20 protein-coding genes are annotated in these 21,962 nt (G+C 67.0%); 12 read left to right on the forward strand and 8 right to left on the reverse strand.

Features of this window, described 5'->3' with window-relative positions; all coding sequences use genetic code 11:
- Nucleotides 1–209: 209 nt before the first annotated feature.
- The 3 genes from EL288_RS18160 to EL288_RS18170 form a co-directional block, all read right to left on the reverse strand.
- Nucleotides 210–1,085: an RES family NAD+ phosphorylase gene (locus tag EL288_RS18160; protein WP_080704409.1), complete on the reverse strand. Its 876-nt coding sequence runs from the start codon at nt 1,083–1,085 to the stop codon at nt 210–212.
- Nucleotides 1,086–1,092: 7 nt separating this feature from the next.
- Nucleotides 1,093–2,814, reverse strand: coding sequence for a hypothetical protein (locus EL288_RS18165; protein WP_050486105.1), 1,722 nt, complete (start codon nt 2,812–2,814; stop codon nt 1,093–1,095).
- A 580-nt stretch (nt 2,815–3,394) separates the two neighbouring features.
- Nucleotides 3,395–4,345, reverse strand: coding sequence for a LysR family transcriptional regulator (locus EL288_RS18170; protein ID WP_126622000.1), 951 nt, complete (start codon nt 4,343–4,345; stop codon nt 3,395–3,397).
- Between the two features lie 107 nt (nt 4,346–4,452).
- Between EL288_RS18170 and EL288_RS18175 the strand changes: the two genes are divergently transcribed.
- Nucleotides 4,453–5,337: an NmrA/HSCARG family protein gene (locus tag EL288_RS18175; RefSeq protein ID WP_033458947.1), complete on the forward strand. Its 885-nt coding sequence runs from the start codon at nt 4,453–4,455 to the stop codon at nt 5,335–5,337.
- Between the two features lie 60 nt (nt 5,338–5,397).
- Here EL288_RS18175 and EL288_RS18180 read toward each other — a convergent pair whose 3' ends face one another.
- From EL288_RS18180 to EL288_RS18190, 3 genes are read right to left on the reverse strand one after another with little or no spacing between them, the layout of a single operon-like run.
- Nucleotides 5,398–6,018, reverse strand: a complete 621-nt coding sequence (locus tag EL288_RS18180; protein ID WP_033458948.1) for a TetR/AcrR family transcriptional regulator — start codon at nt 6,016–6,018, stop codon at nt 5,398–5,400.
- The gene (locus tag EL288_RS18185; RefSeq protein WP_003819574.1) at nt 6,015–6,350 is read right to left on the reverse strand and encodes a DMT family transporter; all 336 of its coding nucleotides are present in this window, start codon (nt 6,348–6,350) and stop codon (nt 6,015–6,017) included. Before EL288_RS18185 ends, EL288_RS18180 begins: the two co-directional genes overlap by 4 nt.
- A gap of 2 nt (nt 6,351–6,352) precedes the next feature.
- Nucleotides 6,353–7,090: an SDR family oxidoreductase gene (locus EL288_RS18190; RefSeq protein ID WP_010926074.1), complete on the reverse strand. Its 738-nt coding sequence runs from the start codon at nt 7,088–7,090 to the stop codon at nt 6,353–6,355.
- A 213-nt stretch (nt 7,091–7,303) separates the two neighbouring features.
- Between EL288_RS18190 and EL288_RS18195 the strand changes: the two genes are divergently transcribed.
- The 5 genes from EL288_RS18195 to EL288_RS18215 are packed head-to-tail and all read left to right on the forward strand — an operon-like array spanning nt 7,304 to nt 12,365.
- Nucleotides 7,304–8,470: an acyl-CoA dehydrogenase family protein gene (locus EL288_RS18195; RefSeq protein WP_033458951.1), complete on the forward strand. Its 1,167-nt coding sequence runs from the start codon at nt 7,304–7,306 to the stop codon at nt 8,468–8,470.
- Between the two features lie 2 nt (nt 8,471–8,472).
- Nucleotides 8,473–9,120: a TetR/AcrR family transcriptional regulator gene (locus tag EL288_RS18200; protein ID WP_003809074.1), complete on the forward strand. Its 648-nt coding sequence runs from the start codon at nt 8,473–8,475 to the stop codon at nt 9,118–9,120.
- A gap of 14 nt (nt 9,121–9,134) precedes the next feature.
- Nucleotides 9,135–10,190, forward strand: coding sequence for a hypothetical protein (locus EL288_RS18205; RefSeq protein ID WP_080707677.1), 1,056 nt, complete (start codon nt 9,135–9,137; stop codon nt 10,188–10,190).
- Between the two features lie 29 nt (nt 10,191–10,219).
- Nucleotides 10,220–11,356 carry a CaiB/BaiF CoA transferase family protein gene (locus EL288_RS18210; RefSeq protein WP_003809070.1) on the forward strand — a complete coding sequence of 379 codons (1,137 nt, stop codon included), beginning with the start codon at nt 10,220–10,222 and terminating at the stop codon, nt 11,354–11,356.
- 43 nt (nt 11,357–11,399) lie between these two features.
- The gene (locus tag EL288_RS18215; RefSeq protein WP_003809067.1) at nt 11,400–12,365 is read left to right on the forward strand and encodes a Bug family tripartite tricarboxylate transporter substrate binding protein; all 966 of its coding nucleotides are present in this window, start codon (nt 11,400–11,402) and stop codon (nt 12,363–12,365) included.
- Between the two features lie 40 nt (nt 12,366–12,405).
- Here the strand turns inward: EL288_RS18215 and EL288_RS18220 are convergent, their stop codons facing one another.
- Together EL288_RS18220 and EL288_RS18225 are read right to left on the reverse strand one after the other, a co-directional pair.
- A complete protein-coding gene (locus tag EL288_RS18220; RefSeq protein ID WP_003809064.1) occupies nt 12,406–13,686 on the reverse strand; it encodes an arsenic transporter in 1,281 nt (426 codons plus the stop codon).
- The gene (locus EL288_RS18225) at nt 13,683–14,009 is read right to left on the reverse strand and encodes an ArsR/SmtB family transcription factor (RefSeq protein WP_003809062.1); all 327 of its coding nucleotides are present in this window, start codon (nt 14,007–14,009) and stop codon (nt 13,683–13,685) included. The genes EL288_RS18220 and EL288_RS18225 overlap by 4 nt, the downstream gene beginning before the upstream one ends.
- A gap of 254 nt (nt 14,010–14,263) precedes the next feature.
- Between EL288_RS18225 and EL288_RS18230 the strand changes: the two genes are divergently transcribed.
- The 6 genes from EL288_RS18230 to EL288_RS18255 all read left to right on the forward strand — a co-directional run bounded on the left by EL288_RS18230 (nt 14,264) and on the right by EL288_RS18255 (nt 21,785).
- Nucleotides 14,264–15,454, forward strand: a complete 1,191-nt coding sequence (locus EL288_RS18230; protein ID WP_015064382.1) for a TIGR03862 family flavoprotein — start codon at nt 14,264–14,266, stop codon at nt 15,452–15,454.
- 351 nt (nt 15,455–15,805) lie between these two features.
- Entirely contained in the window at nt 15,806–17,275 is a 1,470-nt protein-coding gene (locus tag EL288_RS18235) for a TolC family outer membrane protein (RefSeq protein WP_003809058.1), read from the forward strand.
- A 10-nt stretch (nt 17,276–17,285) separates the two neighbouring features.
- The gene (locus EL288_RS18240) at nt 17,286–17,501 is read left to right on the forward strand and encodes a hypothetical protein (protein ID WP_003809056.1); all 216 of its coding nucleotides are present in this window, start codon (nt 17,286–17,288) and stop codon (nt 17,499–17,501) included.
- Nucleotides 17,479–19,653 (forward strand): type I secretion system permease/ATPase, encoded by a 2,175-nt coding sequence (locus tag EL288_RS18245; protein WP_003809055.1) that lies wholly within the window; start codon nt 17,479–17,481, stop codon nt 19,651–19,653. The genes EL288_RS18240 and EL288_RS18245 overlap by 23 nt, the downstream gene beginning before the upstream one ends.
- A gap of 2 nt (nt 19,654–19,655) precedes the next feature.
- Nucleotides 19,656–21,098 carry an HlyD family type I secretion periplasmic adaptor subunit gene (locus tag EL288_RS18250; protein ID WP_003809053.1) on the forward strand — a complete coding sequence of 481 codons (1,443 nt, stop codon included), beginning with the start codon at nt 19,656–19,658 and terminating at the stop codon, nt 21,096–21,098.
- A gap of 21 nt (nt 21,099–21,119) precedes the next feature.
- Nucleotides 21,120–21,785 carry a response regulator transcription factor gene (locus EL288_RS18255; RefSeq protein ID WP_003809051.1) on the forward strand — a complete coding sequence of 222 codons (666 nt, stop codon included), beginning with the start codon at nt 21,120–21,122 and terminating at the stop codon, nt 21,783–21,785.
- Nucleotides 21,786–21,962 lie beyond the last annotated feature (177 nt).

Genomic DNA, 21,962 nt, shown 5'->3' on the forward strand with positions numbered 1-21,962 from the left:
AATAGCGGTTGCGGCCGGGTTTGGGGCTTTGGATTGGTAAGGAACCAGTATCTCGCTCAGAGAGCGTGTTATGCGTGCCGTTTGGTAGCGGAAAGGCTGACACCTTTAGGGTTGGTGGCTGCTCTCGGCCACAATGTGTCGTTCGCTATTATCAGCAACCGCGCGTTCGGACGGCGGCTTCACACCTGCAAGCCGTCAGTAGGTTCCTGCTAGCTCGGCGGTGTCCATGGAGGATCCAGAAGGATTGTCGAATGATCATCGAGCAGTTCAGCATCCCACCTCAATACACCAGAACGTGTGATACCCGAGACATGGCGCCGATCCGAGAATCGATAGTAGCCGCATGCAAGGTGCGTCGCCAATCCACACTGGATTGAGACGATACCCCAGTTATCCCAAAAGCTGTCTGTACGTACGGCTAAGTTAATGGCGCCATGTTGCCGGCGACTCGGGTACGCTATGCTCGTTACGGCCGGAATCTTTTCAAAAACACACGTTGCGACCGTCGATGAAATGTCGTAATCGTCCTCAGGGTTGGTAAGACAATCAAAAAGAAAAGCGTCGGTGACGAGGAGTGACTTCGCCTCGTCTAGGACGCATGCATTCAACATCTGCGAAATTTCGAACGATGCATTACCCGACAACCATCCTCTACCAGATCGTTGAATTAGGCTCATCTCACCAATTGGAGCTATGTGAATAGCGTGATGTTCCAGAATTGCGAACTCTGCAATCACCGTACGGTCGACTTCAGCGTGTACTTCGCGAAAGGCCGTTTCCATCCTGTCGGCTAGATAGATGACAGAGAAACCAGAAGGATTTGCTCTTCCTTGTCTGGCCGGCACCTCGCCTCGCCAAGCGACGCCGTTGACGTGGTCAGGCGGCACTTCATTGCCAGACAATCGCCTTGCGCGACGAAAGCGACGCCCCGGCCCCCACTGTAGATTAAGTATCGGATGTGCTTCGACCAGTCGCTGAATGAATATACGCTTTTCAACCAGCGATTTATTCTTAAAATCCCTGACACCAAAAACCAGCTCGTCAAGTGGAACAGGAGTAAATTGTTGCGTTACGGTCTTACCCATTTCAACCTCAACTCGTAATTCTCGCAGCCGCTTCTGATGACGCAGGATCGAGGTCAAAGTAGATGTAGCTCGGCTCCCGTCTCAGCCCTTCGGCAGGAGAGGTGCGGACCAACCGAAGGTTCTCCGCATCGTAGGTCATGCCGTCCACCAAGCACGCCTCGGCAACGCGCGGGTTGTACTCATGCAGCCAAGTGAAGTTCTTCTTCGTCCAAGCCAACAAGGCCTTTTGAAGCGCCCGGCTGTCCCTGTCGTAATCGCCCTCGCTGACAGTAAGTCCCATTACGTTCAGACAGAAGCCGAGAATCTTTGCTCCTTTGAAGTTCGGGAAGCGCTGCATGTCAGCGATTTCCTCGTAGAGTAGCCGGCGCACCTTGAACTTCACCACTTTTCCCGCGGGACCATCGAGGTGATTGAAGTTGAACAGCTTACCCCACACCGAGTTGTGCTGAATCGTCCAGCATCCCCACTGTGGCGATTTGACTGCCGAAGCGTGAAAGATCACCTCGAAGATCAAGCTGGCTATGTGATCGTAAAAGGTCTCGCTCGGATGGCCGTACTTCTCTCTCACACGAATTCGGACATAGTCGGGAACCCCCTTCTCGTCGAGAATCTTGACTGCGTCCTTGACGAACTCAATGACTACACGAAGACGGCGGGATGAATCGGTATCCCAAGCGCTGGTGAGCTCGTTCAAAGTGTAGAGATCGGAAGCAGCATTTTCTATGTAGCCCTTGGCGCGGTACAACACGCTCGAATGGCCTCCGTACCCTTCGTTGACGTAGCTGCGGAACGTCATCAAAACAACCCTACAGTATGCCTCCCACTGCGCGGCGTCCCATTCCCCCTTACCATATATGTCGGAATCAAGAAGACTTCCGATCGTCTCGACCATCTCATAGTTGGCGAACATCGCCTGACTGAGTGGCTTGTGGTAGCCAATCAAACCCGATTCGTAGCCCTCAGCCTCGTGATAGAGGCAGGAATCTTTGTTTGCCAGCGCTTCATTGACGATATTTTTGGCGAAGGTCTCAACCTGGATGCCATACTTCTTCGTCTCTGCCATTGCTTGGAACACGGCCAGTGCGGTGCCGGGCGATGACCCGACGATTGCGCGACACAGTCTCTTGTCAGCGATGAGCAGAAGCAGGTCGTTGGCATATCCCTCCACCTTCGGTGGGTTCTTCTTCTTTTCATCTTTGCCCTCAAGCCGATAGTTCTTCAATTTGCCCCTGTCCGTGGCGTGGCGGACAAGCGCCCCGGCCGAGTAGGCGAGTTCGTCTGCGATGACTGCGAGCTCTGCCGGCGAACCCTTGAGGATGAAGCGATACAGGGTTTGCGCATAGCGCTCGGCGTTGTATGTACCATAAATGGGTGGTCGGATGAACGCGAACCAAGTCCAGGTGAGGAACGTCAGCAGAAACAACCCGCCCAAGAGTGCCTGCCATGACGCCGGAGTCAGTAGGTTGCCCTTGGGTACGAGCCACTGCTCAGCACGCCAAAGGTCCGTCAGTAGCGCCAGCACGCCGATGGCAGCAACCACCGAGAATGTGACGCCCAGCAGAGGTATGGGAGCCGTCCGGACCCGAAAACGGTAGCGGACGTCAGCGATCGTCCAGGCCAACACCATGAGCGCAAGGCCAGCGAGGAACTCCGAGAATCCGAAGAACTTCTGTCCGCGACCATCGAGCGGGATGAAGCAAACGCCAACGAAGCATTGCTCAACTGTCACCGACACCTCCTCCTTGCATTAACGGTCCCCCTGTTCGCTCGAAAGTGGCAGGTTGGAAGCAAAAAGGCAGCCCTTCGGGCTGTTGTTATAACCATTCTTTTGGTACCGATCGCCACTTTAAACCAGCGACCAGGCGTTTTTTCCTGCGAGCAGGCCAATACGGAAACCTTTGATTCTTTTATGTTGGGGGACGGTGAGAAATAATCGGGGATATTAACTGCTTTACCGTTCGATGAGCGCATCTGGCTGAATGGGCCATTGAGCGCCATGAGAGAGAATGAAATTGCGCCGGCAGTCTACAGACGACATAGCACTACCAGAAGTAGCCATGGCAGCCGTTCGACCGCTTCCCGCCCTTGAGCCGTCATAGCAGACAAACCTTCCCATGGACCGCGATGGGTCGAGAGCAGACATCCACAATCGCTAGCAACCAGCCCCCTCTTGCCCTCATACCATCTAACGAAGGCCACCCAAACCAACAACAAGCTCGTCCGAACCCCAGAAACAACGCTCCCAACCGCCAATCCATTCAGCCCACCCGCCCGGGTCCAATCAACTCCGACTATCGGCCCCGCTCGTTTCAAATCCACCGACCATCCCCTCCCCCCGCTCCACCTGACCGCAAAACTCCCTCCCCTCCCCCCCCCTCCAACCTCCCCCCCGCCACCAAACAATTCACAAACGCCCGCACCTTGGCAGGCATCAGCCTGTTCTCCTGCCAGAGCACGTGGATGGGCACCGGCCTGGGTTCGAAATCTTCGAGCACGGTTTCGACTTGCCCCGCTTCCAGCAGGCGCTGGATCTGCCATAGCGGCGAGTAGCCGATGCCGAGGCCGGCGCTGACGGCGCTGTAGATGGCCGCCATGGTGTTGGCGCGGAAGGCGCCGCGCACGCCGACCGTGCGGCGCTTGCCGGCGATCTGGAAGGCCCAGCGTCCGGGGTGCGGGTCGACGGTCCGGACGATGCAGGCGTGCTGGCGCAGTTCCTCGGGATGCGTGGGGCGGCCGTGCTGCGCGAAGTAGGCGGGCGCGCCGAAGACGACGCGCCGCAGGGTGCCGAGCCGCCGTCCCTGCAGGCCGGAGTCGGGCAGGTCGCCGATGCGCACGACGAGGTCTAGGCCTTCGTCGGCCAGGTCGGCGAAGGCGTCGGTGAGTTGCAGGTCGACGTGGACCTGCGGGTAGGCGCGCATGTAGTCGGCGATGACGGGAACGAGGAAGTCGGGGCCGAAGAGGACCGGGGCGCCGACGCGCAGGGTGCCGGAGGGCGCCGCGCGGCGCTCGGCAATGTCCAGGCGGGCTTGGGCGATGGCGGCGATGGCGGGTTTGATGCGGTGGTAGTAGGCCTGGCCGGCTTCGCTGAGCGCGAGGCGCCGCGTGCTGCGGTGGACGAGCTGGACGCCGAGGTCTTGTTCGAGCGCCGCCAGGGTTCGGCTGACGGCTTGCAGCGAGCGGTCGAGGCGGCGCGCGGCCTGGGTGAGGCTGCCCGCTTCGGCGATGTGGATGAAGGTTTCGAGGTCTTCGAGGCGGCTCATGGTTATCTCGATTTTGGTGATTCAGCTTCCATGTCGGCGCGTATTGTTTGACCCATGGCGAGTATCTAGACTGGCTGCATCGATTCACCGTTACCAGGGAGAAGCCAGTGGGCAGCGCTCGATCCGTTGTGTTGGTTGTAGGGGCGGCCGGCAAGTTTGCCGGCCTGGTGGTGCCGGCGTTGCGGCGGCGCGATGTGGCGGTGCGCGCGCTGGTGCGCGACGAGGCGCGCGCGGCGGCCGCGCGTGCGCTGGGCGCGACCGAGATCGCCATCGGCGATTTGCGCGATGCGGCCAGCCTGGCCGAGGCGACGCGCGGCGTGGACGGGGTGTTTCATATCGGGCCGGCGTTCGCGGCCGACGAGGCGGCGATGGGGGTGGCGCTGGTCGAGGCGGCGCAGCGCAGCGGGGTGCGCAAGTTCGTGTTTTCTTCGGTGATCCAGCCGACCAATATCCGGCTGGCAAACCACGCCAGCAAGGTTGCGGTGGAGGATGCGCTTTATTCTTCCCGGCTGGAATACACGATTCTGCACCCGGCTAATTTCATGCAGAACATAGGCCTGGCGTGGGCGTCGATCCGCGATGACGGCTGCTTTGGCGAGCCTTTTCCCAAGGAGGCGCGGATCGCGCGCGTGGACTACCGCGACGTTGCGGAAACGGCCGCGATTGCGTTGACGCAGGACCGGCTGGCTTTCGCGACGCTGGAGCTGTGCGCGGGCATGTACAGCCGCATGGATATCGTGGCGGCCCTGTCGGAGGCGCTGGGGTCGCCGGTCGCGGCGCTGCAGCCGGGTTTCGACGAATGGGCGGCGCATGCGCGCCTGCCTTACGGCGAGGCGCAGTTGCAGCTGCTGGCCAGGGTGATGGAGCACTATCAAGCCTATGGGCTGGGCGGCAACAGTCTGGCGCTGCGCGCGGCGCTGGGCCGCGAGCCGCGCTCGCTGCGCGCGTATGTCCAGGACCTGGTGGCCGGGCAAAATGGCGCGCGGTCGTAGCGGGTATCGACTCGCCTGCCCCCCGCCCGGCCCGAGTCTGCCAGCCGGCCGGCGCGGTTCTCAGGCCGGCCAGGCGAGCATGGCGGCATCGATGATCGTGTTGAGTTTGTCCGCGCCGGCGCCGTCGCGGGCCTGGATGGAGAGGCCTTCGAGCACGGTGGTGTAGAAGGCGGCCAGCTGGCCGATGTCCGCGGTGGGCGCCAGGTCGCCTTGCGCGATGCCTTGCGCGAGGCGGTCTTTCAGCAGGGTTTCTCCGGCCAGGCGGTTGTCGGCCAGGTACGCGCGCACGCGCGCGTTCTCGGGCGCGCCCAGCAGGGATGACAGCACGATCATGCAGCCGCGCGGGCCTTCGGCCACGACATAGGCGCGCGCGTTGGCGCGCAGCATGGTTTCGACGGCCTCGCGGGCGGTGCGGGCCTGGGCGAGGCTTTGCGAGGTGGCGCGCCCCTCGACGCGGTCGTAGAGTTCGATCGCCTCGCGAAAGATTTCTTCCTTGCAGCCGAAGGTGGCATACAGGCTGGGCTTGTTCACGCCCATGGCCTGCACCAGGTCCTGGATCGAGGTGCCTTCGTAGCCTTGGGTCCAGAAGGTGCGCATGGCCGCGAGCAGGGCCGCGTCCCGGTCGAAGGCGCGCGGGCGGCCGATTTTCCGGGTGGGCGCGGCTCGGGGTTTGGCGCTCATGGTTCGATCATCCGCAGGCCCGCCACGCCGATGCCGATCAGCGCCAGGAACAGCAGCTTGGCCCATGACATGGGCTCGCCCAGCACCAGGGTTCCAAACACCGCCACGCCGAAGGCGCCGATGCCCACCCAGATGGCGTAGGCGGTGCCCACCGGCAGGTGCCTGAGCGCCAGCGCGAGCAGGACGAGGCTGAGCATGGCCACGCTTATGCCGATCAGGCTGGGCCACAGCCGGGTGAGTCCGTCCGCCTGCTTGAGCGCCAGGGCCCAGACGATTTCCAGCGCGCCGGCCAGCGCCAGGAGCATCCAGGCTGTGTGGGGAGGCATGGGCATCGCTATGCGGTGAAGCCGCCGTCGATGGCGAGCGAGGCGCCGGTGATGAACTGGCTCTCGGCCCCCGCCAGGTAGCCGACCGCGGCGGCGATCTCGTCGGGCTGGGCGTAGCGCTTGACCGCCATGAGTTCCAGCTCGGCGCTGACCGTCGGGCCGTCGGCGGGGTTCATGTCGGTGTCGGTCGAGCCCGGGTCGACGATGTTGACCGTGATGCCGCGCGGGCCGACCTCGCGCGCCAGGCCCTTGGTGAAGCCGATCAGCGCGGATTTGCTCATCGCATAAAGCGTCACGCCGCCATAGGGCACCCGCTGCGCGAAGCACGAGCCGATGGAGATGATGCGCCCGCCTTCGCCCATATGGGCAAGCGCGGCCTGCGAGGCCACGAAGACCGCCGCCGCGTGGATGGCCAGCGTGTCGTTGACCTGCTCGAGCGTGGCGTCCTCGATGGGCCCGGCGGGGAACACCCCGGCGCTGTTGACCAGTATGTCCAGGCCGCCCAGTTCCCTGGCCGTCTGCGCCACCGCCGCGCGGACGGCGAGCGGGTCGCGGCTGTCGGCCTTGATGGCCAGGATCCTGGCCCCGCTGGCGCCGAGTTCGCGTGCGAGTTCGGCGGCGGCCCGATCCGAGCTGGCGTAGGTGAAGGCAACGGCGGCCCCCTTCTGCGCGAGCCGGCGGACGATGGCGGCGCCGATGCCGCGCGTGCCCCCTGTGACGAGGGCGGCCTTGCCTTGGAATTCCATGTCTGCGGTTCCTTTTATACCGATCGGTATAAAAGACTACGCGAAGCGGCATGGCGCGTCAACAAAGATTGGCGCAGCGCCCGGGGCAGTGGCTGGTGCGGCACGGCGGGCCGTATGATGCGGGTTTTCCCCAATCCCGTTATCAAATACCGAGTAGTATCTTTCTCTCCAGCAAATTAAATACTGAGTAGTATGTATCACGGAGACGAACCTATGCATGGGATCTGGCAACCGGCGCTGACACAGGAAGCGGCGGCCTGGCGGGACAAGGCCGCGGTGTTGACGCGCGAGCGCTTCGCGCCGCTGGCGGCGGAGATCGACCGGGATCAGCGCTATCCGGAGGAGCATCTGGCGCCGCTGCGCGAGAGCGGGATTTCCGGGATGTTCGTGCCCAAGGAGTATGGCGGCGGCGGCGCGTCGCTGACCTCGGTGATCGCGGTGGTCGAGACGGTGGCCCAGGGCTGCGCGTCGAGCGCGGCGATCCTGGCGGCCTTGTCGCTGGGCGCGTTTCCGGTGCTGCTGGGCGGCACGGCGGCGCAGAAGTCGGCGCTGCTGGGCGGGCTGGCGCGCGAGGGCCGCGCGGTGAATTTCGCGCTGAGCGAGCGCGGCGCGGGCTCGGACGCGGGCGCGGTGCAGGCCACCGCCGAGCGCGAGGGCGCGGGCTGGCGCATCCGCGGCGAGAAGTGCTGGCTGGGCAATGGCGGGCACTCGCACCATTTCATCGTGTTCGCGCGCACCGGGCCCGAGGGGCAGCGCAACAACATCAGCGCGTTCGTGGTGGCGCGCGAGGCCGAGGGCGTGGCGGTCGATTTCTACGAAGACAAGATGGGCATCCGCGGCACGACGACCACCAACCTGAAGCTGGATACCTGGGTGGCCGAGGACGCGCTGGTGGGCGAGCCGGGCCATGGCCTGAAGCTGGCCCTGGCGACGCTGACGATCGGGCGCGTGGTGGTGGCGGCGCAGGCCAACGGGATCGCGCTGTGCGCGTATGCCGAGGCGTGCGATTTCGCGGTGTCGCGCGAGACTTTCGGGCGCAGCATCATCGATCACCAGGGCATCGGTTTCAAGCTGGCCGATGCAATGGCGGGCCTGTCGTCGTCGCGGATGATGGTGTACGAAGCGGCGCGCGCGTACGACGCGGGCGAAGATATCAGCACGCTGGGCGCGATGGCCAAGCTGCTGGCCAGCGAGGTCTCGCACACCGTGGTCGACGACGCCATGCAGGTGCTGGGCGGGCGCGGCTACGTGAAGCCGAGCGCGGCCGAGCGCTGCTACCGCGACCAGCGCATCACCGAGATCTACGAAGGGACCTCGGAGATCCAGCGCGTGGTACTGGCGCGCGCGATCAAGAAAAGCGTGCTGGCGGCGCGGGGCTGACGATGAAGGCCCGGGCCGCGGTCGCGTACGAGGAGATGCCGCTGCGCCAGGTGGAGCTGCTGGACGCGGCCGCCCGGGCGTTCACCGAGATGGGGTTCAGCGCCGCGACGATCGATTCGGTGGCGGACCTGATCGGGGTGACCAAGGGCAGCGTGTATTACTACTACCGCAGCAAGACGGACCTGTTCTTCGCGGTGCACCGGCGCGCCATGCAGCTGAACCTGGACGCGGTCGAGCCCCTGGCGGCGGACCTGTCGGTGACGCCGGCGCGGCGCTTGTGGAACATGGCGCACGCGCATACGCACCTGATGATGGCGTACCTGCCCTACCAGCGCGTGACGGTGCAGGGCATCGAGCTGCGGCTGGCCGGACGCACCACGGCGGGCCAGCGCGCCGAGCTGGAAGAGCTGGTGCAATTGCGCGACCGCTATGAATCGCTGTTTCGCGCGGTGGTGGAAGCGGGCGTGGCGGCCGGGCAGTTTCGCGCGGCGCCGCCGGCGCTGGCGGTCAAGCCGCTGCTGGGCGCGCTGAACTGGACGACATTGTGGTACCGCCCGCGCGAGGGCGAGACCGAGGCCGAGCGCGAATCGATCGCGCACGGGATTGCCGACGCGATCGTGGGCAGCGTGATGCCGCTGCCGGCGATCTGAACATTTTCTGGAAATTGATGATGCAGAACCCGCAACAGGATGAGCGCGCGTGGCGCGCGGTGGCCGAGTGGTATCACGCCTATTTCACGGGCATCGTGCTGTCGACGGTGACGCGGCGCGGCACGCCGCGCGCGGCCGAGCTGGTCTACGAGATCTTCTGCCGGCAGCGCAACCAGCGCTTCCTGGCCGGGCTGGAGAAGCTGGGCATCGCGCACCTGCCGCCGGCAGTGGCCGCGGCGCAGTACCACTATCTGTCCAACCATATCGGCGGCGTGGCGGTGCAATACATGTACGAGTCGGACCGCAAGGCGTGGATCCGCTACTCGGCGCCGCGCTGGATCTGGTCGGGCACGGCCCTGTGCGGGATTCCGTCGGAGGTGTCGCGCGCGATGCTGGCGGGCTGGCATGCGCAGAACGGCGTGACGCTGAACAACCCGCGCCTGGGTTTCGTGTGCACCAAGCAGGCGGCCGACGGGCAGTCGGGCCTGGAGGGCTATTACTACGAGTACGACCGCGACCTGCTGCCGCACGAGCGGCTGCGCTTCGCGCGCAACGAGGACGCGCCGGATTTCGACCCGGCTGCCGCGCCGGTGCTGCCCACCGCCACGTGGCCGGCCACGCGCCTGGCCAAGGCCAGCCGCAACTACGCCATGGAATACGTGCGCACGGCGCTGCCGACGGCGGTGACGCTGTGGGGGCCGGACGAGGCCACGCATCTGCTGCGCGTGACGGCGCACATGATAGGCATGCAGTTCTACCACGAGACGGCGCGCGCGCTGGGGTTCGAGCCCGACGGCACGGCGGCGCAGTTCGCGCGCTTCATGCAGGCGCTGGGCCAGGCGCAGGGCGACGCCTGCGAGGTGGTCGAGGCCGATGGCGAGGCGCGCGTGCGGCAGGCCGGCTGGACGCTGATGGACGAGGTGGAGGACGCGTACCCCTGCGTGGCGCAGGCCTGGCAAGGCCTGCTGACCGGCGCGCTGGACGCGCACAACCACCGGCTGGCGCTGCAGGGCACGGTGCGCCGCGGCGCGGCCGGCCATGAATTCGAGTGGCGCATCGCGCGCGCCTGAGCGTCGCGCCGCGCAAAGGAGATCACGATATGCAAAGCAGCGATAGCGGCGGCGCGCTGGCCGGCCTGCGCGTCATCGACGCCTCGCGCGTCCTGGCCGGGCCGTTCTGCGGCCAGATGCTGGGCGACCACGGCGCCGAGGTCATCAAGATCGAGTCGCCCGAGGGCGACGAGTGCCGCGGTTTCGGGCCGCCCTTCGTCGACGGCGCGTCGGCGTACTTCCGGGCGGTCAACCGCAACAAGCGCAGCATGGTGCTGGACCTGAACAGCGAGGCCGGGCGCGAGACGCTGTGGCAGCTGCTGGAGACGGCCGATGTGCTGATCGAGAATTTCAAGGCCAGCACGCTGCGCGCCTGGGGAATTGCCGACCCGGCCGAGATCACCGCGCGCTTTCCCCGGCTGGTGCATTGCCGCATCACGGGCTTCGGCGACGACGGGCCGCTGGGCCAGCTGCCGGGCTACGACGCGGCGGTGCAGGCCATCGCGGGCCTGCTCAGCATCAACGGCGAGGCCGGCGGCCCGCCGGTGCGCCTGGGCGTGCCGGTGGTGGACCTGACCACCGGCATGAACGCGGCCATCGCGGTGCTGCTGGCGCTGCAGGCGCGCCACCGCACCGGCCGCGGCCAGATGGCCGACGTGGCGCTGTACGACTCGGCGGTCTCGGTGGCGCATCCGTTCCTGACCAACTACCTGGCCTCGGGCAAGACGCCCGGCCCCAGCGGCAACGGCCACCCCAACATCGTGCCGTACAACGTGTACCGCACGCGCACCTGCCCGCTGTTCATCGCGGTGGCCAACGACCGGCTGTTCGCCAAGCTGTGCGCGCAACTGGGCGTGGCCGAGCTGGCCGCCGACGCGCGCTTTGCCACCAACGGCCAGCGCGTGGTCAACCGCGAGGCGCTGGACGCCGCGCTGTCGCAGGCTTTCGCGCAGGTCGACGGCGAGCCGTTCGGCCAGCAGCTGCTGGCGCAGAATGTGCCGGCCGCGCCCATCCTGGACATTGCCGCCGTGGCGGCCGCGCCGCACACGGCGCACCGCCGCATGGTGGTGCAACAGCCCGACTACACCGGCCCGGGCATTCCGATCAAGCTGTCGCACACCCCGGCGGCGATCCGGCGCGGTCCGCCCGCGCTGGGCGAAATGGCGGCCCCGCCGCCCAAGCGCTGAGCGCTTGCCCATTCCTATTCCTATAAAGCACAGGAGACCACTCATGCATAGCTTCAAATCCGCGCTGCTGGCCAGCGCCGTCCTGGCCCTGGCCGCCGGCACGGCGGGCGCGGCCGACACCTATCCGGGCGACAAGCCGATCAAGATCGTGGCCGCCTTCTCGCCCGGCAGCGCCACCGACACCAGCGCGCGCATCATCGCCGAGGAACTGCGCAAGGACCTGGGCGCCAACGTCATCGTCGAGAACAAGCCCGGCGCGCAAGGCCTGATCGGCACCGAATACGCCGTGCGCCAGCCCGGCGACGGCTACACGCTGACGATCGCCAGCAGCTCGCTGAACTCGATCAACCCGGGCCTGTTCAAGAAGCTGCCGTACGACGCGCAGAAGGACTTCACGCACATCTCGCGCCTGACCACCATGCCCATGCTGGTGCTGGTGCGCGGCGACGGCGACATCAAGACGCTGGACCAGCTGGTGCAGAAGGCCAAGGCGGGCTCGCTGAACTACGGCTACGGCTCGCCCGGCGGCCAGGTGGGCGCGGTGGCCTTCAACAATATCGCCGGCATACGCGCCGAAGGCGTGCCGTACAAAAGCCAGCCGCCGGCGCTGACCGACCTGGCCGGCGGCCAGGTGGACTACGTGCTGGGCGACCTGTCGGTGGCCACGCCGCTGCTGCGCGCCGGCAAGATCCGCGCGCTGGCGGTCAGCACCGAGCAGCGCCTGCCCGACCTGCCCGAGGTGCCGACCTTCGCCGAGACCGACTACAAGGCCTTCGACCTGGTGGTATGGGTGGGCCTGTCCGGCCCGGCCGGCATTCCGCCGGAAGTCGCCCAGCGCCTGAACGACTCGGTCAACAAGGCGCTGGCGCGCCCCGAGATCCAGGAGAAGTTCAAGGGCCTGGGCATGACCACGGCGCCCAACACGCTGGCGCAGCAGCAGCAGTTCGTGCAGTCGCAGCTCGACACCTGGGGCCGCCGCATGCGCGAGGCGAACATCCAGCCCGAGTGATGGATGGCGGGGCGGCGGGGCTGCCTGCCCCGCCCTGCCCTTACGACAGCCGCAGCGCCAGCGCGCCCAGCGTGAGCAGCAGCACCGGCAGGGTCAGCACGATGCCGACCTTGAAGTAATAGCCCCACGAGATGCGCACGCCCTTGCGCGCCAGCACGTGCAGCCACAGCAAGGTTGCCAGGCTGCCGATGGGCGTGATCTTGGGGCCGAGGTCGCTGCCGATGACGTTGGCGTACACCATGGCCTCGCGCGCCGCGCCGCTGGCGCTGCTGGCGTCGATCGACAGGGCGCCCACCAGCACGGTGGGCAGGTTGTTCATCACCGAAGACAGCAAGGCGGTAACCAGGCCCACGCCGTAGGTGGCGGCCCACAGGCCGTGCGAGGCGAACCAGCCGAACAGGTCGGCCAGCGACTGGGTAAGGCCGGCATTGCGCAGGCCGAACACCACCAGGTACATGCCGAGCGAGAACACCACGATGTGCCAGGGCGCTTCGCGCATGACCTTGCGCGTGCTGATGAAATGGCCGCGCCCGGCCACGGCCAGCAGCACGGCGGCGGCCGCCGCCGCGGTGGCGCTGACCGGCACGCCCAGCGGCTCCAGGCCGAAGAACCCCACCAGCAGCAGGGCCAGCACCATCCAGCCGGCGCGGAAGGTGCGCGGGTCGCGGATGGCCGCGCGCGGCGCTTTCAGCTGCGAGGCGTCGTAGCGCGCCGGCACGCTGGCGCCAAAGCGCAGCAGCAGCACGGCCAGCGTGGCGGCCACCGACACCAGCGTCACGGGAATCATCACCGCGGCATAGCGGTTGAAACCGATGCCGAAGTAGTCGGCCGATACGATGTTGACCAGGTTGGAGACGATCAGCGGCAGGCTGGCGGTGTCGGCGACGAAGCCGGCGGCCATGACGAAGGCCAGCGTGGCGCCGGCGCCAAAGCCCAGCGCGGCCAGCATGGCCATGACGATGGGCGTGAGGATGAGCGCGGCGCCGTCGTTGGCGAACAGCGCCGAGACGGCCGCGCCCAGCAGCACGATCCAGGCGAACAGCATGCGGCCGCGCCCGCGGCCCCAGCGCGCCACGTGCAGCGCGGCCCATTCGAAAAAGCCCGCTTCGTCCAGCAGCAGGCTGACGATGATGATGGCGATGAAGGCGGCGGTGGCATTCCAGACGATGCCCCACACAACGGGGATGTCGCTCCAGTGCACCACGCCGGTGGCCAGCGAAATGGCCGCGCCCAGGCAGGCGCTCCAGCCTATGCCCAGCCCGCGCGGCTGCCAGATCACCAGCGTCAGGGTGAACAGGAAAATGACGGCGGCGGTGATCATGCTCGGGGTTCGCGGGTGCAAGGCGCTGCGTCGCAGGGCGCGCCCTGGCAGCAATTGTCGGTGAGATAGGCGATCAGCCCGGCCATGGTGTCGTAGCGCGCGGCGTAGATGACGAAGCGGCCATCCTGGCGCGCCTCCAGCAGGCCGGCCTGGACCAGTTCCTTGAGATGGAAGGACAGCGACGAGGGCGCGATGCCCATGGCCTGCGCCAGCTGCCCGGCGGCCACGCCTTCGGCGCCGGCCTGCACCAGCAGGCGGAACGCGGTCAGGCGCGACGCGTGGCCCAGGGCGACCAGGGCTTTGATGGCGGCGTTGGTTTCCATGCTTCAAGTATAGTCGAAATATTATTCCGCACTCGTCCGCCAAGACGGCGGGGCGGTGCGCGACGCGCAGGGCCGCCGGATGCGCCGAGCCGGGCGCGCGGCGTGCGAAAATCCGCCATCGCGGCATCCGGCCGCGCCCTCCCCGCCCCTGCATGTCCCCTGATTCCCTGTCCGCCGTAGCGGCGCCGCAAGCCGGCGCGCCCTCCCCGCGCGCCGCGCGCGTGGCCATCATCGGCGCCGGCCCGGCCGGCCTGATGGCCGCCGAGACGCTGGCCGGCCATGGCCTGCGCATCGATGTCTACGACGCCATGCCCTCGGTCGGCCGCAAGTTCCTGCTGGCCGGGCGCGGCGGCCTGAACCTGACGCACAGCGAGGCGCCGCAGGCGTTCGGAGCGCGCTACGGCGCGCGCGCCGATTGGGTGGCGCAGTGGCTGGCGCAGTGGGATGCGCAGGCGCTGCGCGCCTGGGCGCACGGATTGGGCGTGGAGACTTTCGTGGGCACCTCGGGGCGCGTGTTCCCGCGCGAGATGAAGGCCGCGCCGCTGCTGCGCGCCTGGCTGGCGCGGCTGCGCGGCGCCGGCGTGGGTTTTCATATGCGGCATCGCTGGCTGGGCTGGCCGGCCGGCGAACCTGCCAGCCCGCAGGCGCTGCGCTTCGGCACGCCGGACGGCGCGCTGGCGGTCCGGGCCGATGCGGTGGTGCTGGCGCTGGGCGGGGCGAGCTGGGCGCGCCTGGGCTCGGACGGCGCCTGGACCGCCACGCTGCGCGAGCACGGCGTGGCGGTGGCGCCGCTGCGCCCGGCCAATTGCGGCTTCGAGGCCGACTGGAGCGAGCCTATGCGGCAGCGCGCGGCCGGCCAGCCGGCCAAGGCAGTGGCGATGGCGCTGGCGCCGGACGGGCCATGGCGGCGCGGCGAATTCGTGGTCACCGACAGCGGCATCGAGGGCAGCCTGGTCTACGCTTGCAGCGCGGGCCTGCGCGATGCCATCGACGTCCGCGGCGCGGCGACCGCCTGGCTGGACCTGTTGCCCGATTGGCCGGCCGAGCGAGTAGCGGCGGCGGTGATGCATCCGCGCGGCGCGCGCTCGATGTCCAGCCATCTGCAAAGCCGCCTGGGCATCAAGGGCGTGAAGGCCGCCCTGCTGCGCGAATGCGCGGGCGCCGAGGCCTATGCCGATGCCGGCCTGCTGGCGCGCCGCATCAAGGCGCTGCCGCTGCGGCTGCTGCGCACGCGCCCCATCGACGAAGCGATCAGCAGCGCGGGCGGGGTCGAGCGCGCGGCGCTGGACGCCCGCTTGATGCTGGCCGAGGCGCCGGATGTGTTCTGCGCCGGCGAAATGCTGGACTGGGAAGCGCCCACCGGCGGCTATCTGCTGACCGCGGTCATGGCCAGCGGCGTGGTGGCGGGCCGCGGCGTGCTGGCCTGGCTGCGCGACGGTTTATAAATGGTTACTTGAATCGACCCACCAACGCGAAATGTCAGTGGAAACATGAAGTTGCACACGCCGTTGAAAACGTTACTTGTAACTAAATCAATCAGCCGGAACGCATTGAAATTGCCGATTATTAGCATTAATCCGGCCTGGGACGCGCTTTGAAATAAAAAGATTTTCTGCGAAAAAAACGGATATGCTATTGATTTATAATGGTTTTTTAAGCACCACCCGGTATGTTTGCAGGTATGATGACGCAAAGATTGTGTTTACGCAAAGAATTAACAAATTTTTAGTCGATTAAAAAAACATTCTCGTACAAACTGTCGGCCGTTTGTTCCAAACTATAACTAGAGACCGACTATGCCTACGTTTTCGTTCAAACGCACGACCGCCATCGTCGCCGTCCTGTTTGCGCCTGCCGCGTACGCACAGCAACAGGCCGGTACCACCCTGAACCAGGTTGTGGAGCAGACGCTGCTCAGCAACCCGGAGATCCAGGCCAAGTATCACGACTTCCGTGCCTCCATGGAAGGCCAGAATGTTGCACGCGGTGGTTTGCGCCCGCAGGTCAACGCCCAGGGCTTCGTAGGCAAGGAATGGCGCAGCAACGTGCCGGACCGCGGCTCGTACAACTGGAGCCGCCCCGGCTACAGCGTGGAATTGCGCCAGCTGATTTTCGATGGTTTCCGCACCAGCAATGACGTCAAGCAGGCCGGCTACGACAAGCTGGGCCGCTTCTACGAGCTGCTGGCCACCAGCGACAGCACCGCTTACTCGGCGGTACAGGCCTATGTGGACCTGCAGCGCTACCGCGAAATGGAACTGCTGGCGCGCCAGAACTATTCGCTGCACGAGGACACGCTCAAGCAGATCCGCGAACGCGCCGAATCGGGCGTGGGCCGCCGCGTGGACCTGGAACAGGCCGGCGGCCGCCTGGCGCTGGCGCAGACCAACCTGATGACCGAAAGCGCCAACCTGATCGACGTGCAGCAGCGCTTCCAGCGCATCACGGGCATGACGCCCGCGGTCGATCTGCAGCCCGTTCCCGACGTGGCGGGCAAGCTGCCGCAGCAGCCGGCCAACTTCGACGACTCGCTGCGCATGAACCCCAGCTTCCTGGCCAAGCAGGCCTACCTGCAGGCGGCCAACGCCGGCGTGGCCTCGGCCAAGGGCGCCTTCTCGCCCAAGTTCGAGTTCGTGGCCGCCACCGGCCGCGACCGCGAACAGCCCGAGCCGCAGTACCGCGACGTGCAAAGCTCGAGCGTGCAGCTGGTGATGAGCTACAACCTGTACCGCGGCGGCGCCGATTCGGCCCGCGTGCGCCAGACCGCCGAGCAGTCGTACGCGGCGCGCGACGTGCGCGACTACACCTGCCGCAACGTGCAGCAGGACCTGGCCGTGGCCTGGAACAACATCGTGCGCCTGCGCGAGCAGATCCCCTTCCTGCGCGACCACGAGATCGCCACCGCCAAGGTGCGCAACGCCTACCGCGAGCAGTTCCAGATCGGCCAGCGTTCGCTGCTGGACCTGCTGGATACGGAAAACGAACTGTTCGAATCGCGCCGCGCCCTGGCCAACGGCATGGCCGACCTGCAGCTGGCGCAGTACCGTTGGCTGGCGCTGTCGCACAAGATCCTGCCGGCGCTGTCCGTGCAGCCGGCGCGCGACGAAATGCCGGAAGAGAACGCCGTGCTGGAGACGACCGACGAAGTGCTCAAGCTGTGCAACTCGCCCGTGCCCGATGTATCGCGCCTGGCGCCTGTGCAGGTGATCTACAACAGCGGCGCCAAGCCGCCGACGTTCGTGCCGGCCGACAAGGCCCGGCCCTGACGCCCCGTCCATGTCCGCCAGCAACGACAACGGCTTTTCCAAGCTGGACGCGGACTTTGTCCGCGTCCTCGAAGACTTGATCGACGCCCTCATCAAGAACGGAACCCTGCGCCTGACCGACCTGCCCCCGCAGGCGCAACGCAAACTCACCGAGCGCAAGCGGCATCGGGCCCGTCTTGCCGAGGATCTCGATCTGCTGGACGATGACGACGGACAAGTTCTCTGATCCCGCCACCCGCAGCTGGCGCGCGGATCCCCACGCATCCCACGAAGACCCGCTGCTCGACTGCCTGGTCGAGCTGACGCGCATCCACGGGGTGCCCGCCACCGCGCAGGCGCTGTCGTCCGGCCTGCCGCTGGTCGAGCACCGCCTGACGCCGGCGCTGCTGCCGCGCGCCGCCGCGCGCGCGCAGATGTCGGCGCGCACCGTCAAGCGCACGCTCGATGAAATCTCGCCCGAACTGCTGCCGGCCATCCTGCTGCTGCGCGGCGAACGCGCCTGCCTGCTGCTGGGCACGGCGCCGGGCGGCAAATACCTGATCAGCCATCCCGAGCTGGGCGCCAGCGCCGTGGAGATGGACGCCGACCTGCTGCAGGAGGATTACACCGGCCTGGCCTGTTTCGTACGGCCGCAGTTCCGCTTCGACGCGCGCGCGCCGGAAGTCGTCAAGGTGCGCAGCCGCCACTGGTTCTGGGCCGCCATCGCGGAGAACCGCCGGCTGTACCGCGACGCGCTGATCGCCGCGCTGCTGATCAACGTCTTCGCCATGGCGATGCCGCTGTTCACCATGAACGTGTACGACCGCGTGGTGCCCAACAACGCCATCGAAACCCTGTGGGTGCTGGCGCTGGGCATCGGCCTGGTAGTGCTGTTCAACCTCGTGCTGACCACCGCCCGCGCGCATGTCGTCGACAGCGCCAGCAAGCGCGTGGACATCCGCCTGTCGGCCCAGATCATGGAGCGCGTGCTGGACCTGCGGATGGAGGGCCGGCCGGTGTCGGTGGGCTCGTTCGCGGCCAACCTGCGCTCGTTCGAATCGATCCGCGACTTCATCGCCTCGGCCAGCATCACCACCCTGGTGGACCTGCCGTTCACCTTGCTGTTCCTGGCCGCGCTGGCGTGGATCTCGCCCTGGCTGATCGCCCCGCCGCTGGTGGCCATCGCGCTGATCCTGCTGGTGTCGCTGGCGGCGCAGGCGCGCATGGAAACGCTGACCATGGCCTCGTACCAGGCCTCGGCGCAGCGCAACGCCACCCTGGTCGAGGCGCTGGCCGGCTTCGAGGCCGTCAAGACCCTCAACGGCCAGGGCGCGATCCAGCGCAACTGGGAGCGTTCGACCGAGTTCATCGCCCAGAACGGCGGCAAGCTGAAGCTGATCTCGGCCTCGACGGTCGGTTTCGTGCAGGCCATGCAGCAGCTGGTTTCGGTGGCGGTGGTCATCATCGGCGTATTCCAGGCCCAGGAGTCGGCCATGTCCATGGGCGGCATCATCGCCGCCTCGATGATCGCCGGCCGCTGCCTGACGCCGTTCGGCCAGGTCGCCGCCCTGCTGATGCAATACCAGAACGCGCGCACCTCGCTGGGATCGATCGACAACTACATGAACCTGCCGGTGGAGCGCCCCGCCGGCACCGAATTCCTGCACCGCCCGGTGTTCCAGGGCGGCATCGAGTTCCGCGACGTGACGTTCGCCTACCCGGGCGCCAGCCAGCCGGCCCTGAAGAAGGTGTCGTTCAAGCTGGCTCCGGGCGAGAAAGTGGGCGTCATCGGCCGCATCGGCTCGGGCAAGACCACGCTGGAGAAGCTGGCGCTGGCCCTGTACCAGCCGACCGAGGGCGCGGTGCTGGTCGACGGCGTGGACGTGCGCCAGATCGACCCGGCCGACCTGCGCCGCGCCATCGGCCATGTGCCGCAGGATCCGGTGCTGTTCTACGGCAGCCTCAGGCACAACCTGGCCATGGGCGCGCCGCACGCCGACGATGCCAGCATCCTGGCCGCCGCCAACGCGGCCGGCGTGACCGAGTTCGCCAACGTGCACCCCAACGGCTTCGACATGATGATCGGCGAGCGCGGCGAGTCCCTGTCGGGCGGCCAGCGCCAGTCGGTGGCGATCGCGCGCGCGTTGATCAACGACCCGCCCATCCTGCTGCTGGATGAGCCCAGCAGCAACATGGACCACCAGAGCGAATCGCAGCTGCGCAAGCGCCTGAAGGCCGCCAGCGCCGACAAGACCATCCTGCTGGTGACGCACCGCACCGCCCTGCTCGACCTGGTCGAGCGCCTGATCGTCATCGACAACGGCCATATCGTGGCCGACGGCCCGAAGGAGCAGGTGGTGGAAGCGCTGCGCCAGGGCCGCGTGGGCCGCGGGAGCTGAGCATGCAGAACACGCAGAACGCCACGCTTGCCGCGCCGCCGGCGCGCCAGGGCTCGCTGCTGGGCGCGCTGTGGCGCGTGCCGCGCGGCTGGATCATGGGCCTGTTCGACCGCCTGCTCGACGGCGCCGAACGCAAGGACGGGCCCAGCCCGGCCAACTACGTGGGCAACGCCGAATGGGCCATCCGCCAGGCCGACGCGCGCGGCTCGCGCGTGCTGCTGTGGGCCTCGCTGCTGGCCACGCTGGCGCTGCTGCTGTGGGCCGGCTTCGGCTACATCGACGAAGTGGTGCGCGGCGAGGGCAAGGTGGTGCCGTCGCGCCAGGTGCAGATCGTGCAAAGCCTGGACGGCGGCATCGTCGAGGAAATCCTGGTGCGTCCCGGCGAGGCCGTCGAGACCGGCCAGGTGCTGCTGAAGATCGACCCGACGCGCTTTGCCTCGTCGCTGGGCGAGAACAACGCCGAGTACCTGTCGCTGCTGGCCAAGGCGGCCCGCCTGAAGGCGCTGGCCACCGGTGAGCCGTTCGTGGCGCCCGAGAAAGTGCTGCAGGAAGCCCCCGCCATCGTCGAGATGGAGCGCAATACCTGGCAGGCGCGCACCAGCGAATTGAACGCCACCGTCAACGTGGCCAGGGAACAGCTCAAGCAGCGCGAGGAAGAGCTGCGCGAAACCATCGCCAAGCGCGACCAGGCCTCGGCCAGCTGCGGGCTGACCTCGCGCGAGCTGCAGGTTACCCGCCCGCTGCTCAAGAGCGGCGCTGTCTCGGAAGTGGACCTGTTGCGCCTGCAGCGCGACGTGGCGCGCTACTGCGGCGAGCAGAAAGGCGCCGAGGCGCAGATCGACCGCATCGGCGCCTCGATCAAGGAAGCGCAGAGCAAGCTGCAGGAAGCGGAACTGAACATCCGCAACCAGGCGCGCAGCGAACTGTCCGAAACCAACACCAAGCTGGCCACCCTGCGCGAGGGCCAGGCCGCCCTGGCCGACCGCGTCAAGCTGGCCGACATCCGCTCCCCGGTGCGCGGCACCGTCAAATCGCTGTTCTCCAATACGGTGGGCGGCGTGGTGCAGCCGGGCAAGGACATCATCGAAATCGTCCCGACCGACGACACCCTGCTGCTGGAAGTGCGGGTGCTGCCGCGCGACATCGGCTTCCTGCATCCCGACCAGAAGGCGGAGGTGAAATTCACCGCCTACGACTTCGCCATCTACGGCGGGCTGGAAGGACATGTGGAGCAGATCGGCGCCGACACGGTCACCGACGAGAAAGGCAATTCGTTCTACATCGTGCGTGTGCGCACCAACAGCGCCACGCTGGGCGACAGGAAACTGCCCATCATCCCTGGCATGGTGGCCGAAGTCCACATCCTGACGGGCAAGCGCACGGTGCTGCAATACCTGCTCAAGCCCATCCTGCGCGCCAAGGAAAACGCGTTTACCGAACGTTGAGGGAGATCTGCGAGGTTGAGTATGCACGCCACTCCGGTTCTGTTGGTTACCGATGACGATTTGCTCTGGCAACACTGGCGCGGCCTGGACGCGGCGCGCTGGCTGCCGGCGCGCGGGCGCGGCCTGGCCTCGCTGCAGCAATGGCAGGGCCAGGGCCGCCAGCTGGTGGTCCTGGACGCCAGCGTGGCGCGCCTGCCGGCTTGGGACGCCCCGCAATGGCAGGAACTTACCGCCGGCCTGCGCCTGGTGGTCGCCAGCTCGCGGCCCAGCGACGCCCAGGGCACCCAGGTCTTTGCCGCGGGCGCCTACGGCTACTGCCACAGCCACGCCCCGCTGGCCTCGCTGATGCAGGTGCTCGAGGTCGTATCCGGCGGCGGCATCTGGATGGGCCGCTCGCTGGTCACCCGCCTGCTCAAGCTGGTGGACGAACGCGTGCCCAGCGCGCCGGCCCCCTGGCAGCACGACCGCCTGACCGAGCGCGAGAACGCGGTGGCGCTGCGCGCGGCCCACGGCGATTCCAACGCCGACATCGCCGGCGAACTGGGCATCACCGAACGCACGGTCAAGGCGCACCTGTCGGCCGCCTTCGAAAAACTGGGCGTGTCCGACCGCCTGCAACTGGCGCTGTGCGTGCACGGCATTTCCACCCGTACGCCTGCCCCCCGGACGGGGACTGACGGCCGTTAAGGCGCCTGTCCCCGCTGCGGCCTGGGTGCCTGTCCCCGCACGGGGAGCGACACCTGCGGCCTGGGTGCCTGTCCCCGCGGGGACAGGCACCACGTCCCCCCCCCCGCACCACCCTCCCCGCCCCTGAAATTCTCCCCGCGAACCTGTCCTCGCGGACAATACCCGGGACGGCGGCGC

The organism is Bordetella bronchiseptica (assembly GCF_900636925.1).
Classification (GTDB): domain Bacteria; phylum Pseudomonadota; class Gammaproteobacteria; order Burkholderiales; family Burkholderiaceae_B; genus Bordetella; species Bordetella pertussis.

Bases quoted from the DNA above. Each gene is read 5' to 3' on its own strand.
- EL288_RS18160 (WP_080704409.1), bottom strand. From the start codon at position 1,085: ATGGGTAAGACCGTAACGCAACAATTTACTCCTGTTCCACTTGACGAG.
- EL288_RS18170 (WP_126622000.1), bottom strand. From the start codon at position 4,345: ATGAGCCGCCTCGAAGACCTCGAAACCTTCATCCACATCGCCGAAGCG.
- EL288_RS18180 (WP_033458948.1), bottom strand. From the start codon at position 6,018: ATGAGCGCCAAACCCCGAGCCGCGCCCACCCGGAAAATCGGCCGCCCG.
- EL288_RS18185 (WP_003819574.1), bottom strand. From the start codon at position 6,350: ATGCCCATGCCTCCCCACACAGCCTGGATGCTCCTGGCGCTGGCCGGC.
- EL288_RS18190 (WP_010926074.1), bottom strand. From the start codon at position 7,090: ATGGAATTCCAAGGCAAGGCCGCCCTCGTCACAGGGGGCACGCGCGGC.
- EL288_RS18195 (WP_033458951.1), top strand. From the start codon at position 7,304: ATGCATGGGATCTGGCAACCGGCGCTGACACAGGAAGCGGCGGCCTGG.
- EL288_RS18200 (WP_003809074.1), top strand. From the start codon at position 8,473: ATGAAGGCCCGGGCCGCGGTCGCGTACGAGGAGATGCCGCTGCGCCAG.
- EL288_RS18210 (WP_003809070.1), top strand. From the start codon at position 10,220: ATGCAAAGCAGCGATAGCGGCGGCGCGCTGGCCGGCCTGCGCGTCATC.
- EL288_RS18215 (WP_003809067.1), top strand. From the start codon at position 11,400: ATGCATAGCTTCAAATCCGCGCTGCTGGCCAGCGCCGTCCTGGCCCTG.
- EL288_RS18220 (WP_003809064.1), bottom strand. From the start codon at position 13,686: ATGATCACCGCCGCCGTCATTTTCCTGTTCACCCTGACGCTGGTGATC.
- EL288_RS18225 (WP_003809062.1), bottom strand. From the start codon at position 14,009: ATGGAAACCAACGCCGCCATCAAAGCCCTGGTCGCCCTGGGCCACGCG.
- EL288_RS18230 (WP_015064382.1), top strand. From the start codon at position 14,264: ATGGCCGCCGAGACGCTGGCCGGCCATGGCCTGCGCATCGATGTCTAC.
- EL288_RS18235 (WP_003809058.1), top strand. From the start codon at position 15,806: ATGCCTACGTTTTCGTTCAAACGCACGACCGCCATCGTCGCCGTCCTG.
- EL288_RS18240 (WP_003809056.1), top strand. From the start codon at position 17,286: ATGTCCGCCAGCAACGACAACGGCTTTTCCAAGCTGGACGCGGACTTT.
- EL288_RS18245 (WP_003809055.1), top strand. From the start codon at position 17,479: ATGACGACGGACAAGTTCTCTGATCCCGCCACCCGCAGCTGGCGCGCG.
- EL288_RS18250 (WP_003809053.1), top strand. From the start codon at position 19,656: ATGCAGAACACGCAGAACGCCACGCTTGCCGCGCCGCCGGCGCGCCAG.
- EL288_RS18255 (WP_003809051.1), top strand. From the start codon at position 21,120: ATGCACGCCACTCCGGTTCTGTTGGTTACCGATGACGATTTGCTCTGG.